This is a genomic window from Paraburkholderia fungorum, from assembly GCF_046027605.1.
Lineage (GTDB): Bacteria > Pseudomonadota > Gammaproteobacteria > Burkholderiales > Burkholderiaceae > Paraburkholderia > Paraburkholderia fungorum_F.
Genome location: NZ_JAQQEF010000002.1, coordinates 207,723 through 228,574 on the forward strand (window position 1 = coordinate 207,723; position 20,852 = coordinate 228,574).

24 protein-coding genes are annotated in these 20,852 nt (G+C 62.7%); 14 read left to right on the forward strand and 10 right to left on the reverse strand.

Going from position 1 to position 20,852, the window contains the following annotated elements; genetic code table 11:
- The first annotated feature begins 16 nt into the window (after positions 1-16).
- Complete coding sequence (locus tag PQR53_RS04295; protein WP_408451344.1) at positions 17-1,219, forward strand: acyl-CoA dehydrogenase family protein; 1,203 nt, start codon at positions 17-19, stop codon at positions 1,217-1,219.
- Positions 1,220-1,279: 60 nt separating this feature from the next.
- Positions 1,280-2,608 (forward strand): Nramp family divalent metal transporter, encoded by a 1,329-nt coding sequence (locus PQR53_RS04300; protein ID WP_408451345.1) that lies wholly within the window; start codon positions 1,280-1,282, stop codon positions 2,606-2,608.
- 187 nt (positions 2,609-2,795) lie between these two features.
- Here PQR53_RS04300 and flhC read toward each other — a convergent pair whose 3' ends face one another.
- The 7 genes from flhC to PQR53_RS04335 form a co-directional block, all read right to left on the reverse strand.
- Complete coding sequence (gene flhC, locus PQR53_RS04305; protein WP_408451346.1) at positions 2,796-3,365, reverse strand: flagellar transcriptional regulator FlhC; 570 nt, start codon at positions 3,363-3,365, stop codon at positions 2,796-2,798.
- 14 nt (positions 3,366-3,379) lie between these two features.
- On the reverse strand, positions 3,380-3,700 hold the full coding sequence (gene flhD / locus PQR53_RS04310; protein WP_035558891.1) for a flagellar transcriptional regulator FlhD: 321 nt from the start codon (positions 3,698-3,700) through the stop codon (positions 3,380-3,382).
- A gap of 502 nt (positions 3,701-4,202) precedes the next feature.
- The gene (locus PQR53_RS04315; RefSeq protein ID WP_408451347.1) at positions 4,203-5,426 is read right to left on the reverse strand and encodes a YeeE/YedE family protein; all 1,224 of its coding nucleotides are present in this window, start codon (positions 5,424-5,426) and stop codon (positions 4,203-4,205) included.
- Positions 5,427-5,572: 146 nt separating this feature from the next.
- Positions 5,573-6,103: a GNAT family N-acetyltransferase gene (locus PQR53_RS04320; RefSeq protein WP_408451348.1), complete on the reverse strand. Its 531-nt coding sequence runs from the start codon at positions 6,101-6,103 to the stop codon at positions 5,573-5,575.
- A gap of 140 nt (positions 6,104-6,243) precedes the next feature.
- Positions 6,244-7,107: a helix-turn-helix domain-containing protein gene (locus PQR53_RS04325; RefSeq protein ID WP_459251624.1), complete on the reverse strand. Its 864-nt coding sequence runs from the start codon at positions 7,105-7,107 to the stop codon at positions 6,244-6,246.
- A 196-nt stretch (positions 7,108-7,303) separates the two neighbouring features.
- On the reverse strand, positions 7,304-7,606 hold the full coding sequence (locus PQR53_RS04330; RefSeq protein ID WP_063499837.1) for an addiction module antidote protein: 303 nt from the start codon (positions 7,604-7,606) through the stop codon (positions 7,304-7,306).
- 2 nt (positions 7,607-7,608) lie between these two features.
- The gene (locus tag PQR53_RS04335) at positions 7,609-7,974 is read right to left on the reverse strand and encodes a type II toxin-antitoxin system RelE/ParE family toxin (protein WP_408451350.1); all 366 of its coding nucleotides are present in this window, start codon (positions 7,972-7,974) and stop codon (positions 7,609-7,611) included.
- A 289-nt stretch (positions 7,975-8,263) separates the two neighbouring features.
- Here PQR53_RS04335 and PQR53_RS04340 point away from each other — a divergent pair, with 289 nt between their 5' ends.
- From PQR53_RS04340 to PQR53_RS04365, 6 genes are all read left to right on the forward strand, one after another.
- Complete coding sequence (locus PQR53_RS04340; RefSeq protein WP_408451351.1) at positions 8,264-8,632, forward strand: nuclear transport factor 2 family protein; 369 nt, start codon at positions 8,264-8,266, stop codon at positions 8,630-8,632.
- A gap of 27 nt (positions 8,633-8,659) precedes the next feature.
- Positions 8,660-8,920 carry a hypothetical protein gene (locus PQR53_RS04345; protein WP_408451352.1) on the forward strand — a complete coding sequence of 87 codons (261 nt, stop codon included), beginning with the start codon at positions 8,660-8,662 and terminating at the stop codon, positions 8,918-8,920.
- Between the two features lie 157 nt (positions 8,921-9,077).
- Positions 9,078-9,542 carry an RbsD/FucU family protein gene (locus PQR53_RS04350; protein ID WP_408451353.1) on the forward strand — a complete coding sequence of 155 codons (465 nt, stop codon included), beginning with the start codon at positions 9,078-9,080 and terminating at the stop codon, positions 9,540-9,542.
- 24 nt (positions 9,543-9,566) lie between these two features.
- Entirely contained in the window at positions 9,567-9,974 is a 408-nt protein-coding gene (locus PQR53_RS04355) for a VOC family protein (RefSeq protein ID WP_408451354.1), read from the forward strand.
- A 213-nt stretch (positions 9,975-10,187) separates the two neighbouring features.
- Positions 10,188-10,619, forward strand: a complete 432-nt coding sequence (locus tag PQR53_RS04360; RefSeq protein WP_323045916.1) for a DoxX family protein — start codon at positions 10,188-10,190, stop codon at positions 10,617-10,619.
- A 70-nt stretch (positions 10,620-10,689) separates the two neighbouring features.
- On the forward strand, positions 10,690-10,962 hold the full coding sequence (locus PQR53_RS04365; RefSeq protein ID WP_323045915.1) for a hypothetical protein: 273 nt from the start codon (positions 10,690-10,692) through the stop codon (positions 10,960-10,962).
- Between the two features lie 190 nt (positions 10,963-11,152).
- Here the strand turns inward: PQR53_RS04365 and PQR53_RS04370 are convergent, their stop codons facing one another.
- Complete coding sequence (locus tag PQR53_RS04370; RefSeq protein ID WP_408451355.1) at positions 11,153-12,781, reverse strand: MFS transporter; 1,629 nt, start codon at positions 12,779-12,781, stop codon at positions 11,153-11,155.
- 178 nt (positions 12,782-12,959) lie between these two features.
- Positions 12,960-14,261 carry an MFS transporter gene (locus PQR53_RS04375; RefSeq protein ID WP_408451356.1) on the reverse strand — a complete coding sequence of 434 codons (1,302 nt, stop codon included), beginning with the start codon at positions 14,259-14,261 and terminating at the stop codon, positions 12,960-12,962.
- 408 nt (positions 14,262-14,669) lie between these two features.
- Here PQR53_RS04375 and PQR53_RS04380 point away from each other — a divergent pair, with 408 nt between their 5' ends.
- The 6 genes from PQR53_RS04380 (at position 14,670) to PQR53_RS04405 (ending at position 19,848) form a co-directional block, all read left to right on the forward strand.
- Positions 14,670-15,389, forward strand: a complete 720-nt coding sequence (locus PQR53_RS04380) for a response regulator transcription factor (RefSeq protein ID WP_408451357.1) — start codon at positions 14,670-14,672, stop codon at positions 15,387-15,389.
- A 72-nt stretch (positions 15,390-15,461) separates the two neighbouring features.
- Positions 15,462-15,659 (forward strand): hypothetical protein, encoded by a 198-nt coding sequence (locus PQR53_RS04385; protein WP_408451358.1) that lies wholly within the window; start codon positions 15,462-15,464, stop codon positions 15,657-15,659.
- A 435-nt stretch (positions 15,660-16,094) separates the two neighbouring features.
- Positions 16,095-17,258, forward strand: a complete 1,164-nt coding sequence (locus PQR53_RS04390; protein WP_408451359.1) for a porin — start codon at positions 16,095-16,097, stop codon at positions 17,256-17,258.
- A gap of 79 nt (positions 17,259-17,337) precedes the next feature.
- A complete protein-coding gene (locus tag PQR53_RS04395; protein ID WP_408451360.1) occupies positions 17,338-17,874 on the forward strand; it encodes a carboxymuconolactone decarboxylase family protein in 537 nt (178 codons plus the stop codon).
- A 32-nt stretch (positions 17,875-17,906) separates the two neighbouring features.
- Complete coding sequence (locus PQR53_RS04400; RefSeq protein WP_408451361.1) at positions 17,907-19,211, forward strand: MFS transporter; 1,305 nt, start codon at positions 17,907-17,909, stop codon at positions 19,209-19,211.
- A gap of 1 nt (position 19,212) precedes the next feature.
- Positions 19,213-19,848, forward strand: a complete 636-nt coding sequence (locus PQR53_RS04405; RefSeq protein WP_408451362.1) for a hypothetical protein — start codon at positions 19,213-19,215, stop codon at positions 19,846-19,848.
- A 47-nt stretch (positions 19,849-19,895) separates the two neighbouring features.
- Here the strand turns inward: PQR53_RS04405 and PQR53_RS04410 are convergent, their stop codons facing one another.
- A complete protein-coding gene (locus PQR53_RS04410) occupies positions 19,896-20,807 on the reverse strand; it encodes a LysR family transcriptional regulator (RefSeq protein ID WP_408451363.1) in 912 nt (303 codons plus the stop codon).
- Between the last annotated feature and the right edge of the window lie 45 nt (positions 20,808-20,852).

Genomic DNA, 20,852 nt, shown 5'->3' on the forward strand with positions numbered 1-20,852 from the left:
TTCACGTGGACATTGCATGAACGAACCTCGTCATCCCGAGGCACTGGGAAACTTGCAAGCCGGCGCTGCGCCCGTGGTGCGCGATCTCAGCGGCTTGCTCGACGCGTTGCGTGCCAATGCGGCCGAGCGCGATCGCGACGGTGGCCACGCCGCGCAGGAAAAACAATGGATCGCCGACGCGGGTCTGCTGACGCTCGCCGTGCCGCGTGAATTCGGCGGTCCCGGCGCGCGCTGGCCCGAGATCTACGAGACGATTCGCAAGATCGCGCGAGTCGACAGTGCGCTCGCGCACTTGCTGGGCTTCACGTGCCTGCAGGTGGTCAGCGTCAATGTATGGGGCAATCCGGAACAACGCGCCCGTTATCTGGGCGGCACCGTGGAAGGGCGCTGGTGGTGGGGCAATGCGGTCAATCCGCTCGACACGCGGCTCGTTGCAAATGCAACCGGTGACGGCGGCTATCGTCTCGATGGGCAAAAAGGCTTTTGCTCGGGCACGCGCGGCTCACACATGATGACGGTGTCCGCGCACGATCCGGCCACCGGCAAACCGGTGTTTGCCGTCGTGCCGACCACGCGCGAAGGCATCACCGTCAATGAAGACTGGAATCCGATCGGTCAGCGGCAGACCGACAGCGGCAGCGTCTCCTTCGTGCAGGTCAAGGTCGAGCCGCATGAGGTGCTGGAGCGGGCCGACACGCCGTACGCGAGCCTGCGCACGCTGATCTCGCAGCAGGTGTTGACCAATCTGTTCGTCGGCATCGCCCAGGGCGCGCTTGAAGAAGCACGCGCTTACGTCACGCAGCATGGCAAGCCGTGGATCTCTTCCGGCGTCGACAAAGCCACCGACGATCCCTACCTGATTCAGCGTTTCGGCGAAATGCGGCTGCAGGCGGTCAGCGCGGAAGCGCTGGCGACGCGTGCCGCCTACGCGCTTGAAGATGCGTGGCAACAGGGCTTGGCTCTGGACGCTGAAACCCGTGCACATGTGGCACTCGCCACTTCAGAGGCGAAAATCGTCGCGCACCGCGCCGCGCTCGACGTCAGCGAAAAACTCTTCGACGCCTGCGGCGCGCGCGCCACGCATGCGCCGCTCGCGCTCGACCGCTTCTGGCGCAACGCGCGCGTGCACACGCTGCACGATCCGCTCGACTATCGCGTACGCGACGTCGGCCGGTATGCGCTGAACGGAACGTTGCCGGAAGTTTCTTTGTACACTTGAGGCGGTTCGCGGCGTCCGGCACGGAGCGCCGCGGTTTGTCCCCTTCAAGAGAGCATCGGATTGCAGTTCAAATTACCGACCACCGCCACGGCGCCGTTTTGCCCGTCCGAAGTGCAAGGCTCGGTCGCCGTCACGCAGGGCGCGCCGTTCTGGAAAAAAATCCTGCAATTCGCCGGGCCCGGTCTGCTGATTTCGATCGGCTACATGGACCCCGGCAACTGGGCCACCGACATCGAAGCGGGTTCACGCTACGGCTACAGCCTGCTGTTCGTCGTCATGCTGTCGAGCCTTGCAGCGATGGCACTGCAATGCCTGAGCATGCGTCTTGGCATCGCTACCGGCCGGGATCTCGCGGAATTGTCGCGGCTGCGTTATTCACCGGGTGTCGCGCGTTTTCAGTGGCTGCTTGCCGAGTTGTCGATCGTGGCTTGCGATCTGGCCGAAGTGCTAGGCGGCGCGCTGGCCTTCCATCTGCTCTTCAAGTGCTCGCTCACCACCGGCGTGTTGCTGACCGCGTTCGACACGCTGATCGTGCTTGGTCTGAAGGGCAAGAATTTCCGCGATCTCGAAGCGATCATGCTCGGCTTGATCGCGACGATCGGCGTTGGCTACATCATCGAACTGGCGCTGGTGCAGCCGCATTGGCCGTCAGTTGCACAAGGACTGATTCCTTCGTGGCAGGCGCTCAGCAGCCGCGAGCCGATGTATCTGGCGATCGGCATTCTCGGCGCCACCGTGATGCCGCACAACCTCTATCTGCATTCGTCGATCGTGCAGACGCGCGCGGTGAAGCGCGATTCGGCCAGCATCAAGTCGGCGATCGGCATGTCGCGCATCGATACGATCGTCTCGCTGATGCTCGCGTTGCTGATCAACATGGCGATCCTGATTCTCGCGGCCGCCGCGTTTCATGCCACCGGCCACAATCAGGTCACCGAGATCGAAGACGCGTACAAGCTGCTGGCGCCGATCGTCGGTACGGGTTTCGCGGCGGTGCTGTTCGCGATCACGCTGCTGGCGTCAGGGCAAAGTTCGACCTTCACCGGCACGGTGGCGGGGCAGGTCATCATGGAAGGCTTTCTTAAGCTGAAAATTCCGTGCTGGCAGCGGCGCTTCATCACGCGGGCACTCGCCTTGATTCCGGCGCTGATCGGCGTGCAAATGATGGGTAACGGCGCGGTTGGCAAATTGCTGGTCGCAAGCCAGGTTGTGCTGAGCCTGCAACTGCCGTTCGCGCTTTATCCGCTGATCCGCATGACCAACGACCGTTCGCTGATGGGTGAATTCGCCAACCGGCTGCCGACGCGGCTCGTCGCCTGGTCGCTGTTCGTAGTGATTAGTGCGGCGAACCTGTGGCTGGTGGTGCAGACGGTGGGATTGGTGGGTTGACTGGGCGTTGGGGGGGCGTCTGTCACGTGATGCCGGGTTGAAGAACCAGCTCACGCCGCGCCAAGGTCCGGCCGCGACTTTGACCGCGGGAAGCACAAATTAAAAAGGTCCGCGCGGTGGCGGACCTTCTTCCGGGCTGCTTCAGTTCGAATCAGGCTGGACCGGCCTTCATCGATTCAAACTCAACTTAGGCGGCTTGCGCGATCTGTGCGGCTTCGAGCGCTTCCTGGCGAGCGGCGGCGGCCTTCTTGGTCTTGCCGGCGCGCGATGGCGGTTGGCAAGCGCCACACACCACGTTGTGTTGCAGATCGTGCCTGTGCGCGACGAACTTGCCGGTGCAACGGCAGCATTTGGTCAGTTGCAGGATATCGGCGTCGAAAAAACGCACCAGCGTCCATGCACGCGTCAGATCCAGTACCGGTTCGCTTTCGCTGTGCTGGCAATGTTCCAGATACAGCCGATACCCTTTGGTCAGCGCATCCAGGTGCGAGCAGCGCGCTTCGTTCTTCAGAAACAGGTACGTGTTGTAGAACAACGAAGCGTGGATATTTGCGAGCCACGTCATGTACCAGTCCGCCGAGAACGGCAGCATGCCCTTGGGCGGCGATACGCCTTTCACCTCGCGGTACAGGCGGATCATGCGGTCGCGCGAAAGCGTCAATTCGCTTTCGAGCACTTGCATGCGCGCGCCGAGTTCAATCAGCGCGATCGCACGGAAAACTTCTTGCGCGTCTTCTGTCAGGCTACGCTTGAGCATCGCGGTCACCTCGATTAAGCAAACTGCTCAGCAGGCTGGCCTGCAAGCAGGATCGCCGCGTGAGTCGGTGCAACGGCTGCGTGCTTCGTCGTTTGCGTCAACGCCGACAACATCGCGTGGTCGTTGAAACGGAAGAAGCATAAAAGCTGATCGGAAGCGGCCAGCTTGACGATCTGCGCGAGCGACAGCCCAGCAAGCAAATCAGCCAGTTCCGACGACAGTCCCAGTCGGAACATCCCGACCGGTTTGTCCTCACGCAACATGCGTTGCGCGAGCATGATGTAAGACAAGTTAATCTCGCGGATTGAATCCAGCGTCTCGCTGCTACGGTCCATTTTTTTGTGTTTCCGAAGCCCCGAATTACTATGTCGGCTTTTTTTGCCGTTATGTCTTTTGTGCCTCGCCGGAAACGAGAACCTCCGGCTACATGTCACCACCTGATACATCGCGTTACATTTCGTAACAGCTTGGGTCGAATTGTATGAAGGGTAAAACAAGAAATCAATCCCTTCTCAAAAAAATATCTCAAAAAGATACATCAAATATCGGTAAGTCTTTCACGGACTTGTAATAGAGAGCGCTTGGGGGGGTTTTCACGCCCTGAGAATTCCATCTAATCCGTGGAAACCCTTGTGCGATGGGGGCTGGAGTAATTTGTCCGAGGAAAGCCGCAGGCGCGGGCGGCAACGGGAAATTCAGGAATGACCCGGAAAGGAAATAGAAAGCGAGATCAATTAAAAGTAATAAATACCGTTCGTTGACCTTGCTATGGGGACACATTGGAGATGTAACAGATTGGTGGGGCCCCAGTTACAAATGAGGCCGCATTTGTAACCTCTAGCAACCGCTGGCGCGGACCCGTTCGACTGCGAGGCCGAATGCCGGGCGCAGGCGCGTGCCGAGCACGTTGCCGGCGAAGGCGGCGACCAGCCACAACCAGCCGTGCAAGCTGCCTGACACGATGCCGCTGAAATAGGCGCCGATGTTACAACCGTAGGCCAGACGGGCTCCGTAGCCGAGCATCAGGCCGCCGACCACGGCCGCGATCAGCGAACGGGCCGGTACCTTCCAGACCGGCGCGTAACGGCCGGCGAGTGCCGCGGCCGTCATCGCGCCGAGGACGATGCCGATGTCCATTACCGTGGTGACGTCATGTGTAACAGGCGCGGCCAGGGCCCCGGCGTTGGCGTGAGAAGCCCAGTATGGCCAGTTGGCCACATCGATACCCAATGCGGCAAATAGCTTGGCGCCCCACAGCGCGAACGCCGACGTCACACCCCAAGGGCGGCCGGACAGCGCCAGTGTCGCGAAGTTGAGCAAGACCAGGGCGATGGCGCCGACGAACAAGGGCCAGGGGCCGTGCAGCCACGGTGACGCGTGCGGTTCGCGCAGCGGTTCGTTGACCAGCCGGCCATGACGGCGTCGTTCAACCCATACGGTGAGCGCCGCGATCGCAGCGAACATGATCAGATTCAACACGATGGCCCAGCCGGCTCCGAGCGCGGTCACCATCGAAAGCGGTTTGAGAGACGGCAACGCGGTCCAGAACGGCATGTGCGCGGTAGCGACAACCGATCCGATGACGAACGCCACCAGCGTGACGATCATGCGTGTGCTGCCGCCGCCCACGGTGTACAACGTGCCGGACGCGCAGCCGCCGCCCAACTGCATGCCGATACCGAACATGAAGGCGCCGACCAGCACGGACGTGCCTGCCGGCGCGACCAGACCGACCACCGGCTGGCCGAACAGCGTGCCTGCGGCGAGCGCAGGAAAGAACAGTAGGACGCCGAGCGCCAGCATCAGCATTTGCGCGCGCAGACCGGCGCCGCGGCCGTCGGCGATAAAGACCCGCCATGCGGAGGTAAAGCCGAACGCCGCGTGATAGAGCGACACGCCGAGCAATGCGCCAACAATGTAGAGCGCCGCCTGGCGGCCGCTCACGGTTTGCGCCAGATAGACTGCGCCCAGCGCGATTAGAACGAGCGCGGCGCCTAGCGGTTTCGGATTGATGTCGAAACGGCGAGGCACGCGCGGAAGCGAAGTGGAAAGATCGGACATGGTATTTGACTGACGAGCGGCAAATCGAAGGTAGCCCGAGAACGGCGGGTGAGCCGCTTCAGGGTTGGTGTGGCGGAAAGGTAATTAAAAAAGATAGCACGGATCGCGCGCTTAAGCAGGGCGGCCGGATCTCTACCCGATAGCTGTCACATGAAGCGCGCCATCAGATCGGCGTCGTGGAATACTCCGTTGACGTTCAAAGCGCCGATCTCGCAACCGTATTTGCGAAAACCAAGCGACTCGTAGAGTTTGCGGGCTGCCTCGTTCTGGCTGCCCACCATCAACTGGATCTGCCGCAGGCCTTCTATTTGCGTCGCGCGCGCCAGCAACTCGTCGAGCAATGCGCGCCCGACGCCGCGGCCCGCAGCTTCCGGCGCGACATACATGCCGACGACGGAGGCCTTGTGCCGTTCCTTGTCACTCTGGCTGCGCAGCAATCCGACCACGCCGATCAGCGGCGCATTGGCCGACGCGTATGCGCCGAGCAAAAAGTCGCCTTCGGCAGCGCGTGCGCCCTGCAACATCGCGTCATGCCGTGCTGGGCCCTTGGATAGCGCTTCCTCGTAGCTTTGACCGAATGACTCCGGATGTGCCTTTAGTCCCCGCAGCCGAAGCTGGAAGTAGGCATCACGGTCGGTTGGACCGAGCTGGCGCACCAGTGGGCCGTTGTTGATCAAATGTGTCTCCGTGTGGTTTGGATGATGGTGCAAGCGGTAACGACTCGGTGTGCATGTTGCCGGGATTCTACGGTCCCGCTGCCATGCTATTGCTTCACGGCTTCACGGCTTCACGGCTTCACGGCTTCACGGCTTCGGTTTCATGCCCGTTGGCCCTCGGCGCGTTGGGTTTCGGCAAACTCGCGCAATGCTGCCGCCGTTTGCTGGTTGGCGGGAAAGAACGCTTCAATGGCAAGTTCCGACAGTGTTACATCCACCGGCGTCCCGAATACCGTGGTCGTGCTGAAGAACGACAGCTCGCCGATCGGCGTGCGCAGCCGCAGCGGCACGGCGACCTGATTGATCGCGGTGTCGTCGTGGTCGGCCGCTTCCGCGCCGGGTGGAGCGGGGTACGTGGCTAGCTCATCGCGCAGTGCGCTCAACGTATCGTCACCGCTCACGTCGATTTGCCGCTGGAGCCGGGACAGCGCGTGTGCGCGCCAGGCATGCCAGTTGACGATCGACGCCGCGATACCTTCCGGATGCAGGCTCAGTCGCATTGCATTGACCGGCGGTTTCAGCAGTTCCGGGCTCGCGCCCGCAAGCAGTGGCGCAAGCGCATTGTTCGCGGCAACGATGGTCCAGTGGCGGTCGATCGCGAGTGCCGGATACGGCTCGTGACCTTTGAGCACCAACTCCACTGCCTCGCGCGCGGCGGCCAGTTGCGGGTCTGTCAAGGGACGCTCGCGGAACAGCGGCGCATAACCCGCCGCAACCAGCAGTGCGTTGCGTGCCCGCAGTGGCACGTCGAGCCGCTCGGCGAGGTGCATGACCATTTCCCGGCTAGGCACCGCGCGCCCTGATTCGACGAAGCTCAGATGCCGCGTTGAAATATCGGCTTCAGCGGCGAGCAGCAACTGACTCATTCTTCGCCGCTGCCGCCATTCACGCAGCAGATCGCCGACCGTGCGGCTTGCCGTCGGCACGTTCGACGGGATGGTTTGCGCGAGAGAGAGTGTGTTCATGTTGCCGATGATAGCCAAAGCGCGTGAGCGATCCATTACTTGAGAGGTAATGGCAGACCCGAGCAGACCCGAGCAGACCCGGGCAGACCCGGGCAGACCCGGGCAGACCCGGAATATCCGAGAAAACGTAGGATCATCCACAAATACGCAGCACATTTGAGGCGTTGTCCCAGGCGACGAACGCGGCGAGCGCGAGTCAGGCGTGCGCCACGCCTTCCGGCACGGCGTTGAGCTTGACGCCTAACGCGCGCAGCAACTTGAACACGGTATCCATGCGCGGTTTGGAGCCGGGCGCGAGTGTTTTGTAGAGGCTTTCGCGCCCGAGCCCAGCGTCGGCCGCAACCTTCGCGATGCCGCGTGCTTTTGCGATATCGGCGATCGCGGCGAGGAGGAGGTCAGCGTCGCCTTCTTCCAGCGCTGCGTTGAGATATTCGGCGATCATCTCCTCACTATCGAGGTAGTGCGATGCGTCGAACCGTGCGGTTTTGACTTTGCTCATGACTATTCCTTTCTGATTGCTGCCCACATTGATTTGGCGTGCTTGATGTCGGCTGACTGTGAGGACTTATCGCCCTCGCAGAGCAGCAGGTACACCGAGCGCCCTTCGCGCGCGAAGTAGACCCGATAGCCGGAACCGCAATCGATGCGCATCTCGGACACACCGTCTTCCAGCAGCTTGACGTCGCCGAAATGACCTCGCTCCGCACGCCGGACCCGCACCAGGATTTTTGCCCTCGCTCTTAAGTCTGCGAGGTCGGCAAGCCAACTGTCGAATTCCTCGGTGCGGTTGACCGTGTACACAGGCGGTGAACCGATTTGCTGATGAGTGTATCCTGGTGGATACGATCTTGCAAGCGTAAAAACCATATTTAAAAAGCGGCTCGTGTCCGCACCCGTTCAGTTCATCACATGCCGCGTGTCAACGCTGCGCGGCTCCCGTTAGCCCAACGAGATTAGCGGCTGACGCCGCCTGTGACGATTCGGCCGGATGGCCAATCCGGCGGGTAAAGGGCGTGGATCACCGTAGTGCATCCGGATGCTTACCTCCCACGTAATCGACGCGCTGCGATCGAGGCGCCAATCTTTACTCCGAGCCCGCCGCATACAACGTGTCTGCCGAGCGTAGTGCTCAGTCATGCCAATCAAGGAGTTTGAGATGAATGCGCATACCGATCTGATCGACCGTTATTTCGACGCATGGAATGAAACCGATGCAATGCGCCGCCGCGAGCTGATCGCGGCGACATGGGCAGCCGATGCCGACTATCGCGATCCGCTGCTGGCAGGAGCGGGCCACGATGGTATCGACGCGATGATTCGTGCGGTGCATGAACGTTTTCCGCATCACACGTTTCGCCGCACGACGGAAGTCGACGGCTTCGCGAACCGGCTGCGCTTTTCGTGGGCACTCACCACGCCGGGCGGTGAGGCGATCGTGAAGGGATCCGACTTCGGCGTGCTCGACGCACACGGCCGCCTCCAGGCGGTGACCGGCTTCCTCGACCAGGTGCCCGCCGCCGCCTGACCAGCCACGATTTTTACGGAGACGATCATGCACGAATCCGCTGCCGCCACGGCTCCTGGAGTTGTTCTCACGGTCGCGCGCCTCGCGGGCGCCGTCGACGCGCTCTCCAGCGCGATTGCCGGCTTCGCTTTGCTGGCCGGTGCGCGCGCGTTCACCTTCACTGCGTTGCTGGCCTGGCGCGAGCCGGTGTTGGGTGGCGCGGGTCTCGTGCTGCTCGCGCTGGTCGGATGGCTGCGGTGGCAATGTCGTCAGAATCGGCCTGGCGCTTCGTGCGCAACAGCGGATTGACGATCAGGCATCAGCACCGGACCGTGCGCTACGGTCTTGCTACAATCAATCTCAGTGCGCTGGAAGGACAGCGCTACAAGGACACAGCCTTCGGACCCGGGCAGCTAGCCACCAAAAACGGACCGCAAGGGCCCAAAAGAACTCAAGGAGACAACGCGTGCTGAAAAATCTGGACCCGCTGCTAAATGCCGATGTGCTGCATGCGCTACGCGCGATGGGACATGGCGACGAACTGGTGGTATGCGACGCCAACTTCCCGGGCGCGTCCGTCGCGCAGCAGACGGTGTTGGGCAAGCTGCTGCGACTCGACGGCGTGAGCGCACCGCGCGCGATTCGTGCGATTCTTTCGGTCATGCCGCTGGATACCTTCATCGAACACCCTGCCTCGCGGATGGAAGTGGTAGGCGAGCCGAATACGATTCCGGCCGTTCAGCGCGAAGTGCAGATCGAGATCAATGCGGCGGAAGGGCGTGAGGTCCCGTTTGCGTCGGTCGAACGTTTTGCTTTCTACGAGCGGGCGCGCAACGCTTATTGCGTGATCGCAACCGGTGAAGCGCGCGGTTACGGCTGCTTCGTTTTTACCAAGGGCGTCCTGCTCGCGCCGGATGCGCCGCAACAGTAGCCCGTCTCCATGGCGACGAAACCTATGAGCTTCTCGATAGACAGTCTCGATCATCTCGTTCTGAATGTCGCCGACGTGGAAGCGAGCGCGGCCTGGTATGCGCGCATGCTCGGCATGCGGCGCAGCGAGTTCGAATCGCGCACCGGCACGCGCGTGGCGATGACGTACGGCAATCAGAAAATCAACTTGCGTCCGGCGGATGCGGACACGGTCGCGTGGTTCACCGGGCGCGAGCCGGTGCCGGGCAGCGCCGATCTGTGCTTTGTCACCACTGCGAGTCCCGCCGAGGTCAAGGCCCATTGGCTCGCTCAGGGTGTCGAGATAGAGGCCGGCCCGGTTGAGCGCGACGGCGCGCGCGGCAAGATGACTTCGGTGTACTGCCGCGATCCGGACGGCAATCTGATCGAGGTCGCGACGTATCCTCGGGCATGAGCATGGCGGCACGAGCCGTGGCGCGTCACGCGGAATCGGGCGCTTGCTGAGCCGCTCGGACACCTTTTTTGCTCCGCTGAGACGGCGCGGATTGCGCCGTTCGCTCGGACCCGCACTTGGAAATGGCGGGCAACGTGGCTATTCCCAGGCGCAAAGTGGGGAACTGCGGCCGCCTGGCAGGGTCTGCTGCTTATTCATTTACAGGAGCCCCTCATGACGCGTCCCGTCGATTCCGGCGTTATCCTCATCGCGCGTATCGCTCTTGCCGTGCTGTTTTTGTGGGGCGGCGTGATGAAACTGCTGGGCTATGCGGGCTTCGTCGGCTACCTGCATTCGAAGGGCGTGCCCTTCGTTCAGGTCGCCGCACCGATTGCAACCGCGGTCGAGGCGCTCGGCGGCCTGCTGCTGATCGTCGGCTTCAAGATCCGCCCGCTCGCGCTCATCCTGGCTGTGTACGCCGTGGCGACCGCGGTGCTGGGCCACGATTTCTGGAACGTTACCGATCCCGCCTTGCAACGCGATATGGTGATTCACTTCTGGAAGAACATCGGTATCGCCGGTGGTTTCCTGCTGTTGTTCGTGACCGGAGCGGGCCGTATCAGCATCGACGGCGCGCGTGCGCCACGCGGCGGACTGAGTCTCTGATCACGCAGTTGAGGTAGTCTGTGCGGGTTGCTATCGATATTGATTCTGGCTGTCATCAAGGGAGCACATAATGATTCAAAGTTTTGAGCAAACCATTGGCGGCAAGGTTACGCAGTTGTGCGCAAGTCTTGGCGAAGGGCCTACGCCGCATCGCGTGATCATCAGCCTTGCTGATTCGGCGAAAACACTGGTGGTGCTGGATGCTTCGGGCCTCATCAGCACGATCAAGGCCGAGATCGAGGAGCCGGAAAAGCTGATCGCCGACGCGATTGTCAAGGCGCAGAACGAAGGGCTGATCGAGCGCGCAATCGACACCGGCACGATTCAGGAAGCGGCGCTGTAAATCGTGTGGCGCTAGTGCGAGGGTATTGCAGCTGCTCGCGCCGTCTAGCGCTAAAAAATGACCCCTACGGTGCGTAGGCATCGCGGGGGCATTTTTTTGTACTTTCGACGAAGTGGGTGAGACGCTTCGTGCGATTCGCCGATTCGCCGATTCGCCGATTCGCCACGCGCCGGTCAAAGCCATGAGACGCTCAGCGCGATTCGCCCACTTGCCCAGAGCCAGTCTTGTGCGGCTCTGAGGACGACGCATGCGGCTCCGGATGTACAAGGCAGCCCATTACGCCTCCGAGCACCAGTAGACCGACTGAGACGGCGGTCGCGACCTGCATCCCCGAGACGATCTGCGTGGCGGCCGCGCCGCCCGCCAACGCGCCGAAAGCGGCGACACCCACCGCGCCGCCTGCTTGTCGGGCGGTATTCAGCACGGCAGACGCAGTGCCGGCGCGCTCTGCGTCGACGGAGGCGAGCACGGCGGTCGTCATCGCCGGGACCGCCAGGCCCATCCCTGACGGGACTAGCAGGAAGGGCAGCAGCAAGCCGACTAGTGGCGTGGAAGCATCGATGAAATGCAGCAGGCCATAGCCGAGTCCCGCGGTGATCGCGCCGGCGATCATCGGCACACGGACGCCGAAGCGCCCGACCACCCAGCCGCTCGCCACGTTCGACACCAGAAAGCCGCCGGTCAACGGTAAGAAGGCAAGGCCCGCCTGCAGCGGGGTATAACCGCGGACCCGCTGAAGATACAGACTCAGCACGAACACCATGCCGTAGTAGGTCAGATTCACGCACATGCCGAATAGCACCGCGGCATTGAAGGTGCGCTTGCTGAAGAGCGAGAGCGGCAGCATCGGGGCCGCGACGCGCGATTCCACGGCGATGAAGGCGCCTGTTGCGATCAGCGAGACGATGAAACCGCCGATTATCAGCGGATGGCTGAACCCCAGCGGCCGCATTTCGATCACGGCGGCGACGAAGGTGGTGAGCGCGACGATGGCGAGGATCTGGCCAGTCAGATCAAGACCACGTGGGCCAAGCTTGGCACCGGCACCAGCACCAGCACCGGCACCGGCACCGGCACCGGCACCAGCACCAGCACCAGCACCGGCACCAGCACCAGCACCAGCACCAGCACCAGCACCAGCACCAGCCCTGGCTCCGGTTCCAGCACCCGTTCCAGTTTGATATGGAGCCCCAGCTCCGGTCGCCCCCGCGCGTTGCGCATTTTTCGGTTCGGCGTCAGGCCGCGGCACCCAGAGCAAAGTTGCCAGCAAACCGGCGGCGCAAATCGGCAGATTGACGAGAAAGATGCTGCGCCATCCGAATGCCGCGATCAGCAGGCCGCCGACCACCGGTCCAGCCGCGATCGCAATCGCGCCTGCCCCGGTCCACAGCCCCACGGCACGCGCCCGGAGCTTCGGATCGTGACCGTATGACTGATTGAGCAGCGCCAACGAGTTCGGCAGCATGGCGGCGGCGCCGATGCCCTGAATCGCGCGCGCCGCGACCAGCATGGTGGCATCGAGCGCCAATCCGCAGGCGAGCGACGCGAGCGCGAACAACACGATGCCGGCCGCGTACATGCGCCGCGTGCCGAGCCGGTCGCCGAGCGCGCCCGCCGAGAGCATCAGCACGGCGAACGCGAGCGTGTACGCATCGACGACCCATTGCAGACCCGCGACATTCGCATGGAGATCCGCGCCGATCTTCGGCAGCGCGATGTTGACGATAGTCACGTCAAGTTGCGTGACGACGAAGCCGACGCTGACGGTCGCGAGAATGCGGCTGAGGGCGGGCGTGAAGGACGTATTGGGAGAGTTCATGCAACACATCGTAGGCCGATACGTCGCACGATGTTTCGGGCCGACGTGAAGTGTCGATGCCGCCGAAACTGCCCGAAAGGCCCGAAAGGCCCGAAAGGCCGAAGCTGCCGTAAACGCCAGCCGCGAAGCCGATGCAAACAACGGCGCACCACGCGGCGCGCCGTTACGAACACCCCGCTTAGCGCGTCTGCGGCGCGTCCTTAATAAACAGCGTAGCCAGCGCACCGAGAACGCAAATCGCACCGACATACAGCGGCGCGGCCATCGGGTTCGACTTCATCATCAGCGAAACGGCGATCGGCGTAAGGCCGCCGAACACCGCATAAGCGACGTTATACGAGAACGAGATCCCGGAGAAACGAATGATCGGCGGGAACGCCTTGACCATTACGAACGGAATCGCGCCAATCACGCCGACGAAGAGACCGGCCACGGCGTAGAGCGGCACCAGTGCCGACGTATCGACGGCAAGCTGCTGGAACATCACGTAGTACGTCACGGCCAACGCAAGGCCGCCAATGAAAATCGTGCGCCCCGCGCCGATCCGGCCGGCGATCGAGCCTGCCATCACACAGCCGATCGTCAGGCACAGCGTCGCCACGCAGTTCGCCAGCAGCGCGGTGGCCGGAGCGATGTGAAACTGCTTCTGCAGCAGCGTGGGCGTCATCAGAATCACGACCACGATCGCGGCCGACAGCATCCACGTGAGCAGCATCGACACGATCACGGCGCGGCCATGGTCGCGCAGCACGGCTTTGAGCGGCACTTCCGCGGCAATCGCCTTGCGCTGCTTGAGCTCGGCGAACACCGGCGTCTCATGCAGCCAGCGGCGCAGGTAGACCGAGAACATGCCGAACACGCCGCCTACCAGGAACGGGATGCGCCATGCGTAGGCGGAGATTTCCGCCGGTGCGAAATGATGGTTCACCGCCGATGCGATCAACGAGCCGAGCAGGATGCCCGCCGTGAGGCCGGCCGTCAGCGTGCCGCACGCATAGCCGACGTGCCGCTCGGGCACGTGCTCGGACACGAACACCCACGCGCCCGGCACTTCGCCGCCCACCGCCGCGCCTTGCATCACGCGGAACAGCAGCAGCAGGACCGGCGCCATCACGCCGATGCTGGCGTAGGTGGGCAACAGGCCCATCATCAGCGTCGGCACGGACATCAACAGCACGCTGAGCGTGAACATGCGCTTACGGCCGAACAGGTCGCCGAAGTGCGCCATGATGATGCCGCCGAGCGGGCGCGCCAGATAGCCCGCGGCAAAGATGCCGAACGTCTGCACCTGACGCAGCCAGTCGGGCATCGCGGCGGGGAAGAACAACTGGCCGATCGCCGGCGCAAAGAATACGAAGATGATGAAGTCGTAAAACTCCAGCGCCCCGCCAAGCGCGGCGAGGCCGAGCGTCTTGTAATCGCTTCGCCCAAGAGGGCGTGGGGTGACAGCCTGCGCTCCACCCAGATTGGTCGCTTGCATTGCTTGTGTCTTGTCTTTAATTGGGAACCACACGTGGCGTGTGGAAATACGGCGGTCGTCGGGCGAGAAGTGTGGCAAGCGCTGGGTAGAGCACGGGACACCGCCGCGCCTGCCCGGATAGGGTAAACGCGGTGACGACTGGGACCAGGGCCGAGATTTTACAGGACGGAAGCCATTTGTTTCGGGAGGTGTTTAATTAGATGGGGAAAAGTTCCCCGAAACCTGTCCTTTCGACGACGCCCGGACGACGAAGGCCGCACGTCGTGCGAGCCGCAGCCGTCGAGTGTAGGAATGCCGCGTCCACCTGTCGGAGCGGGGCGATTGGGACGCAAATTAGGAATGCTCCTATGGGATGACTTGGGCGTCCCTCTGAGAATCGCGTCCGAGCTATCAGTTAAGAGTTATCCCATGCGCATTGCCATCCTTCAGCGTGACCCCGTCATGCGTCAATCGATCGAAAAGGTCCTCATGAACGCCAACCATACGTGTATGGTCTACGACGATGGTTTGACCATGTCAAAGGCGCTCGCCCGTTCCACCGTGGATCTGCTGGTGCTGGACTGGCAAGGCTCGCGCCTGTCCGGCGCCGAGGTGCTGCGCTCGGTGCGCGCGGTCGGTGGCGACCGGCTGCCCGTCGTGTTTGCTTCGGCGGAGACGTCGGAAGAGAGCGTAGTGCGCGCCTTTGCCAGCGGCGCAGACGAGTATGTGACGCTGCCGTTGCGGCCGGGCGAGTTCCGCGAACGCGTGGCGGCGTTGCTGCGCCGTGCCTATCCGGACCGTTTCAGTGTCGCGAATTTCGATGTCGGCCCCTACCGTTTCGACACGCATCGGCAGCTCGTCATGCTGCGCGGTCAGCCGGTGCAGCTATCGGGTACGCAATACCGGTTGGCGTCGTTGTTCTTTTCCAATATCGGCCGTGTGCTGTCGCGCGACCATATCTTCGCGATGGTGTGGGGTCGTGAGTTCCGCGAGTTCACCCGCACGATCGACAGTCATGTGTCGCGCCTGCGCTTGCTGCTCGAGATCGAGCCGCAAAACGACTTCCGGCTGCAGCCCGTTTACAAGAGCGGCTATCGCTTGCTGCATCTGCGGCAAGGCGAAGAGGGCGTGCAAAAGCAGGCGGCCTGAGCGCGGCAACGCGCACGCGCTGGCCCCGCGCGCAGCGACGACTTCATCGGCGCAGACGCGCACGACGGCCTGATGCCGATGGACTATTACGTGTGGCTCGCAAAGAGTCCGACGCATACCTTCGTCATCGATCTCGGCTTTACCGCGGAAGTCGCCGCCCAGCGCAAGCGCGACTATCTGCGTTGCCCGACCGAAGGCCTTTCTGCGCTCGGCATCGATTACTTCGCATCGCAACGTTCGCCATGTGTGCAATGCCCGCGACGGCGATAGCCGCATCGAGAATCGATTCCGCGTTGTTGACATTCAGCCACCCCGAAGCCGATATCGCGATGCGTTCGCCTTCGCGCTCGAAATTCCACTCACGATAGTGCCGCACGCGCAGTGCGGACACGGGCCTTCAGTCAACGGATTGGTCCGGTCACGTCTCAAGATATAGCATTTATGCATATCTGAAATAATCCTTATAGCATTGTTCAGTGGCTGCGAATCGCTAATCATGCGGCAGTCCATTCGCGACTCGATCAGGAAATCAAAACGGGGACGAGTCGCGGCGCGCGACGTGTGAGCGGGGCTGACGCCTTCTGAACGCTCCGTGCCGCGTGTGGCAAGACGGGCAGTCGCCATCGTTTGTCGCTGAAAAGCGAACGCCCGGCGTGGCGATAAAGAAACGTGGCAATAGAAAATCTAGAGATCTGGAGACTTTTAGTGAAAAGGTTTTTTGTGGCATCGGTGGCCCTCGGCGCATTTGCCGGCGCGGCCCATGCGCAATCCACTGTGACGCTGTACGGGCTGATCGACAACGGGCTCAATTACGTGAGCAATGCCAAGGGGGCGAAGCAATTTGCGTTGACAAGCACGACCGGCACGCCACTGGGCAGCCGCTGGGGCCTGTTGGGCAACGAAGACCTGGGCGGCGGTCTGTCGGCGATCTTCAACCTGGAAAACGGTTTCGATACCGATACCGGCAAGCTCGGTCAGAACGGCCTCCAGTTCGGCCGCCTTGCCTATGTCGGGCTGAAGGGCGGATTTGGTTCGGTGACGTTGGGCCGCCAATATGCGTCGATGGTCGATTTCGTCGGCAATTCGATCGTGGCCTCGGGCATGTGGGCCGGCTCGTTCGGCGCGCACGCAGGCGACGTGGACAATCTCTACGACACCTTCCGGGTCAACAATGTGCTCAAGTTTACGAGCGCCAACTACGGTGGCCTGACGTTCGGCGGCATGTTCAGTTTCGGTGGACAGCCAGGCGGCTTTAACCAGGGTTCCGGTTTCGGCGCCGGGGCGAAATACTCCAACGGCGCGCTGCAACTTGCGGTGTCGTACTCGGATATGCAGGACCCGTACGCGTCGGCATACAACAATGGCGCGAATGCGCCCGCCGCTGAGGCCTCGCCGATTTACTCGGGTTATGCGTCCGCGGGCAGCCTGCGGATTTTCGTGGCCGGCGGTCAGTACCGGTTCGGCAATGCGCTCGTCGGCGTGAACTACTCCAATAGCCGCTTCAAGAATCTCGGTGCGGACTCCGGCAATCTTGGCGCGGTAGCGAACCTGTCCGGCACCGCCACGTTCAACAGTGTCGAACTCAACCTCGGCTACCAGTTGACGACGGCGGCGTCGGTCTATACGGCGCTCAATCGCGTGACACGCGGCTCGGTCAACGGCGACGCTGGAGCGGCATACAATCAGGCGGCGATTGGCGGAAACTACCGCCTGTCGAAGCGGACGACGCTCTATCTGATCGGTGCCTACCAGCACGCCTCCGGCCGCAATTCCAATGGCGGGCCGGCTGTGGCGTCGCTCGATCTGGCCACGCCGTCGAGCAACAATCATCAAGGCGCCGTGCGACTCGGCATGCGTCACACCTTCTAGATTTGCAGCGGTTCAATGCCTGGCGCAGTTGCGTCGACCCGGCCCGCTGACCTGGCAAACGAGCAAAAGGACGACGTGAATGCGTATCGATGCACTGACACCCGAAAAGATGGATGCCGCCCAACGCGAGGTGTATGAAGAAGCGGTGGGTGGCCGGCGCGGCAAGGCGCCGTTGCCGTTGACCGCGTGGATTCACAGCCCCGCGCTTGCCGCCCACGCACAACGTCTGGGAGAGGCGATCCGTTTCGAGGTGTCGCTGCCGCCGCGCGTGGTGGCGCTGGCCGCGCTGATTGTCGGCGGGCAGTGGCATTGCGCGCATATCTGGTCCGCGCAGGAAGCGAAGCTGCGCGCGGCCGGCATGCCGGCCGCCACGCTGGCGCGACTCGCCGCGGACAAAGTCCCGATCCTCGACGATCCGCTGGATCTGGCCGCCTACACGACCGTGCGAACGCTGCTCGAAAAGCAGTCGCTCGACGACACGACCTACGCGATGGCTGTCGCAACCTTCGGTCAGCGGGGCGTGGTCGAACTGATCGCGGCGTGCGGCTACTACACGATGGTCGCGATGACGCTCACCACGTTCAAAATCGACAGCGACAATACCGGCGCAGGTTGAACATTCAGATGACCTCGGAGAAACCTCACGACATGAGCCATCCATTGACGTCAACGCCGAGCGCCGCCGACTCAGGCTCGCTCGAAGCCGCGACGATCCGGCGTATCAGCGCACGCTTTCTGCCGCTGCTCATCATCGCCTTTCTCGTGACCTATCTCGACCGCGTGAACGTCGGCTTTGCCGCGCTCACCGCGAACCGCGATCTCGGCATGACGTCGCAGTCGTTTGCGCTCGGCGCGGGGATTTTCTTTGTCGGCTATTTCCTGTGCGAGATTCCCAGCAATCTTGCGCTTGAACGCTTCGGCGCCCGCCTGTGGCTGGGCCGCATTCTCATCACGATCGGCATCGTGTCAGCCTGCACGTCGTTCGTTAGCGGCGCGCACGGCTTCTACGCCGTGCGTTTTCTGCTCGGCATGGCCGAGGCGGGCCTTTTCCCTGGCGTGATCTTCTTCATGACGCGCTGGTTCCCGCGGCGTCATCGCGCGAACATGATGGCGCTTTTCATGCTCGCGATTCCGCTGTCGAGCTTTGTCGGCGCGCCGATTTCCGGCACGATTCTCGAACTCGACGGCGTCGGTGGGCTGCATGGCTGGCAGTGGCTGTATCTGCTGGAGGGCATTCCTGCCGTGTTGCTGGGCCTTGCCTGCATGTTCTGGCTGACCGACTCGCCATCGCAGGCACACTGGCTGAGCTCCGAACAACGTAGCTGGCTGCTCGCCGAACTCGAGAGCGAGCACGTGCCGGCAGCCCATACGGGTTCGCGCTGGCGTCTCGCTTTCAATCCGACCTTGCTCGCCTATGCCGTGATTTTCTTCGGCGTGACCGCCGGCACTTACGGATTGAGCCTGTGGCTGCCGCTGATCCTGAAGACGCCCGGGCTCGGCAATATCCAGACGGGTCTGCTGGTCGCGATTCCTTTCGGCTTTGGCTGTGTCGCGACGATTTTCTGGAGCCGCAATTCCGACCGGACCCAGGAACGTGTCTGGCACACCGCGATTCCCGCGTTCCTGTCGGCGCTCGGTCTGGGCGCCTGCATCATGCTGCACTCGGTCGCCGCGCAAATCGCCGCATTGTCGCTGGCCTCGCTCGGTCTGTACGGCATCAAGGGGCCTTTCTTCGCGCTGGTCACCGAACGCATGGCGCAATCGGACGCCGCGCCCGGGATCGCCGTGATCACATCGCTCGCCGGTCTGGCGGGTTTCGTGGGTCCGTATGCGGTGGGCTGGATCAAGGGACGCCCGGGCGGCAGCTATGCGCAGGGATTGCTGTTCCTCGCCTTTCTGTGCCTCGTCAGCGGCGTCGTTACGGTGGCGCAGGCGCGCCGCAAGGTGGTTTGATATGACATCGCAGATGGGCTTGATGCTGGCATTGATGGAGCCGCCCAGCGGACTCGAAGAAGAGTTTTCGGACTGGTACGACACCGAACATCTGCCGCAGCGCCGGGGTTTGCCCGGCTTTGTGAACGGCTTCCGATGGGTCGCCGTGGAAGGCTTTCCCAAATCGCTCGCCGCTTACGATCTGAACTCGCTGGCGGCGCTCGACGAACCCGCCTACCGGGCGGTGTCAGGCGCCAACTCAACGCCATGGAGCCGACGGCTGCTCGCGCGGACGGCGCGCGGCGGCCGCATGCGGGTCGAGGTGATGCAGGTTTGGCCAGGCGCGGCGCCGTGTGTGCCGCCGCACACGCTGGCGCGTTTGCTGGTGGCCCGCTACGCGCGCATAGCGGCGCACCAGGTGCAAGCCTTCGTTGCCGAGGCTCGCGAGCGTGTCGCCGCGTTGCAGGGGATCGCGCAGTTACGGATTTTCGCGAGCCGCCCGGCGGACGGCGGCGCGCCGATTGAATGCTGGATGCTCATCGAATTCGCTGCGCCGACCACACTGTCGATGCTGACGCCCGTGCTGGGGCAGGTGGCCGGGTATGGCGCGGACGTATTCAATCTTTACACGCCCTGGGATAAGAGCGGCGCTTCCTGACGGGCGAGTCAACGTGGTCAACGGCGGCTCGACGCCGTTGCACTACGTCAAGGCCGGCCAGGTTTGAAAAGGCTCGCAATATCGAGCGCGCGAATCAGATCGGCCGTTCCGTCCGCCAGACGGGTGCTCGGACGATTGCGAGGCGTGGCTAGCAGCAGGTTGTTTTTGATGCTCGGCGACACCAGCGCAGCGATCGCCAGCGCGCCGCTCAATGCCGCGCCATGCGTTGCCGAACGCGGCAGGACCGCGCATGCCTGACCCTGCATCGCGAGTTCGGTCATGGTCTCGACCGCATCGACTTCCGCGACCACTTTCAACTGCACGCCGCGCGGCCGGCACACGCCTTCCACGAGATTGCGGATCGCATTCGGCCGGCTCGGCAGAATCAACGGATACTTCTCCAGATCGTCGACCTTCACGCGTGCGGGAAGACGCAATGGTCCAGCCTTGGCCGTGACCAGCACCAGTTCTTCGCGAAACAGCGATTCGTAAGCGAGTTGCGGCGACGCCGGCGGATCGTAGAGAAGGGCGAGTTCGACACGGCCCGCGAGCAACCATTCGCGCACCGCGGTGCTGAGGCCTTCTGCCACGGCGATGGACGCATCCGGAAAGACTTCGCTAAAGCGCGCCACCAGCGGCGCCGTGACCACCCGCGCGATACGCGGCGGCAAGCCGATGGTGACCTTCCCGGTGGGCGCGCGGCGGAATGTCTGCAGGTCTTCTTTGGTTCGCGCAGCGAGTGCGAGGAGAGCCTGCGCATGCTCCATCAGGCGCAAACCTGCTTCGGTCGGTTCGACACCACGGCCGTTGCGCGACAGCAAGTGCTGGCGCAGTTCCTGTTCGAGCAGACCGATCTGCCGGCTAAGCGATGGCTGCGAAATACCGAGGAGTTCCCCCGCCCGCGAAAAGCTGCGCAACTCCGCGACGCGCAGGAAATATTCGATTTGCTTGAGGTCCATCGGGATATAGAAAAAGTTTATATCTGAAATGCCAACTATAGCATT

Bases quoted from the DNA above. Each gene is read 5' to 3' on its own strand.
- PQR53_RS04295 (WP_408451344.1), top strand. From the start codon at position 17: ATGAACGAACCTCGTCATCCCGAGGCACTGGGAAACTTGCAAGCCGGC.
- flhC (WP_408451346.1), bottom strand. From the start codon at position 3,365: ATGCTCAAGCGTAGCCTGACAGAAGACGCGCAAGAAGTTTTCCGTGCG.
- flhD (WP_035558891.1), bottom strand. From the start codon at position 3,700: ATGGACCGTAGCAGCGAGACGCTGGATTCAATCCGCGAGATTAACTTG.
- PQR53_RS04315 (WP_408451347.1), bottom strand. From the start codon at position 5,426: ATGTCCGATCTTTCCACTTCGCTTCCGCGCGTGCCTCGCCGTTTCGAC.
- PQR53_RS04325 (WP_459251624.1), bottom strand. From the start codon at position 7,107: ATGAACACACTCTCTCTCGCGCAAACCATCCCGTCGAACGTGCCGACG.
- PQR53_RS04330 (WP_063499837.1), bottom strand. From the start codon at position 7,606: ATGAGCAAAGTCAAAACCGCACGGTTCGACGCATCGCACTACCTCGAT.
- PQR53_RS04335 (WP_408451350.1), bottom strand. From the start codon at position 7,974: ATGGTTTTTACGCTTGCAAGATCGTATCCACCAGGATACACTCATCAG.
- PQR53_RS04340 (WP_408451351.1), top strand. From the start codon at position 8,264: ATGAATGCGCATACCGATCTGATCGACCGTTATTTCGACGCATGGAAT.
- PQR53_RS04345 (WP_408451352.1), top strand. From the start codon at position 8,660: ATGCACGAATCCGCTGCCGCCACGGCTCCTGGAGTTGTTCTCACGGTC.
- PQR53_RS04355 (WP_408451354.1), top strand. From the start codon at position 9,567: ATGAGCTTCTCGATAGACAGTCTCGATCATCTCGTTCTGAATGTCGCC.
- PQR53_RS04360 (WP_323045916.1), top strand. From the start codon at position 10,188: ATGACGCGTCCCGTCGATTCCGGCGTTATCCTCATCGCGCGTATCGCT.
- PQR53_RS04365 (WP_323045915.1), top strand. From the start codon at position 10,690: ATGATTCAAAGTTTTGAGCAAACCATTGGCGGCAAGGTTACGCAGTTG.
- PQR53_RS04370 (WP_408451355.1), bottom strand. From the start codon at position 12,781: ATGAACTCTCCCAATACGTCCTTCACGCCCGCCCTCAGCCGCATTCTC.
- PQR53_RS04375 (WP_408451356.1), bottom strand. From the start codon at position 14,261: ATGCAAGCGACCAATCTGGGTGGAGCGCAGGCTGTCACCCCACGCCCT.
- PQR53_RS04380 (WP_408451357.1), top strand. From the start codon at position 14,670: ATGCGCATTGCCATCCTTCAGCGTGACCCCGTCATGCGTCAATCGATC.
- PQR53_RS04385 (WP_408451358.1), top strand. From the start codon at position 15,462: ATGCCGATGGACTATTACGTGTGGCTCGCAAAGAGTCCGACGCATACC.
- PQR53_RS04395 (WP_408451360.1), top strand. From the start codon at position 17,338: ATGCGTATCGATGCACTGACACCCGAAAAGATGGATGCCGCCCAACGC.
- PQR53_RS04400 (WP_408451361.1), top strand. From the start codon at position 17,907: ATGAGCCATCCATTGACGTCAACGCCGAGCGCCGCCGACTCAGGCTCG.
- PQR53_RS04405 (WP_408451362.1), top strand. From the start codon at position 19,213: ATGACATCGCAGATGGGCTTGATGCTGGCATTGATGGAGCCGCCCAGC.
- PQR53_RS04410 (WP_408451363.1), bottom strand. From the start codon at position 20,807: ATGGACCTCAAGCAAATCGAATATTTCCTGCGCGTCGCGGAGTTGCGC.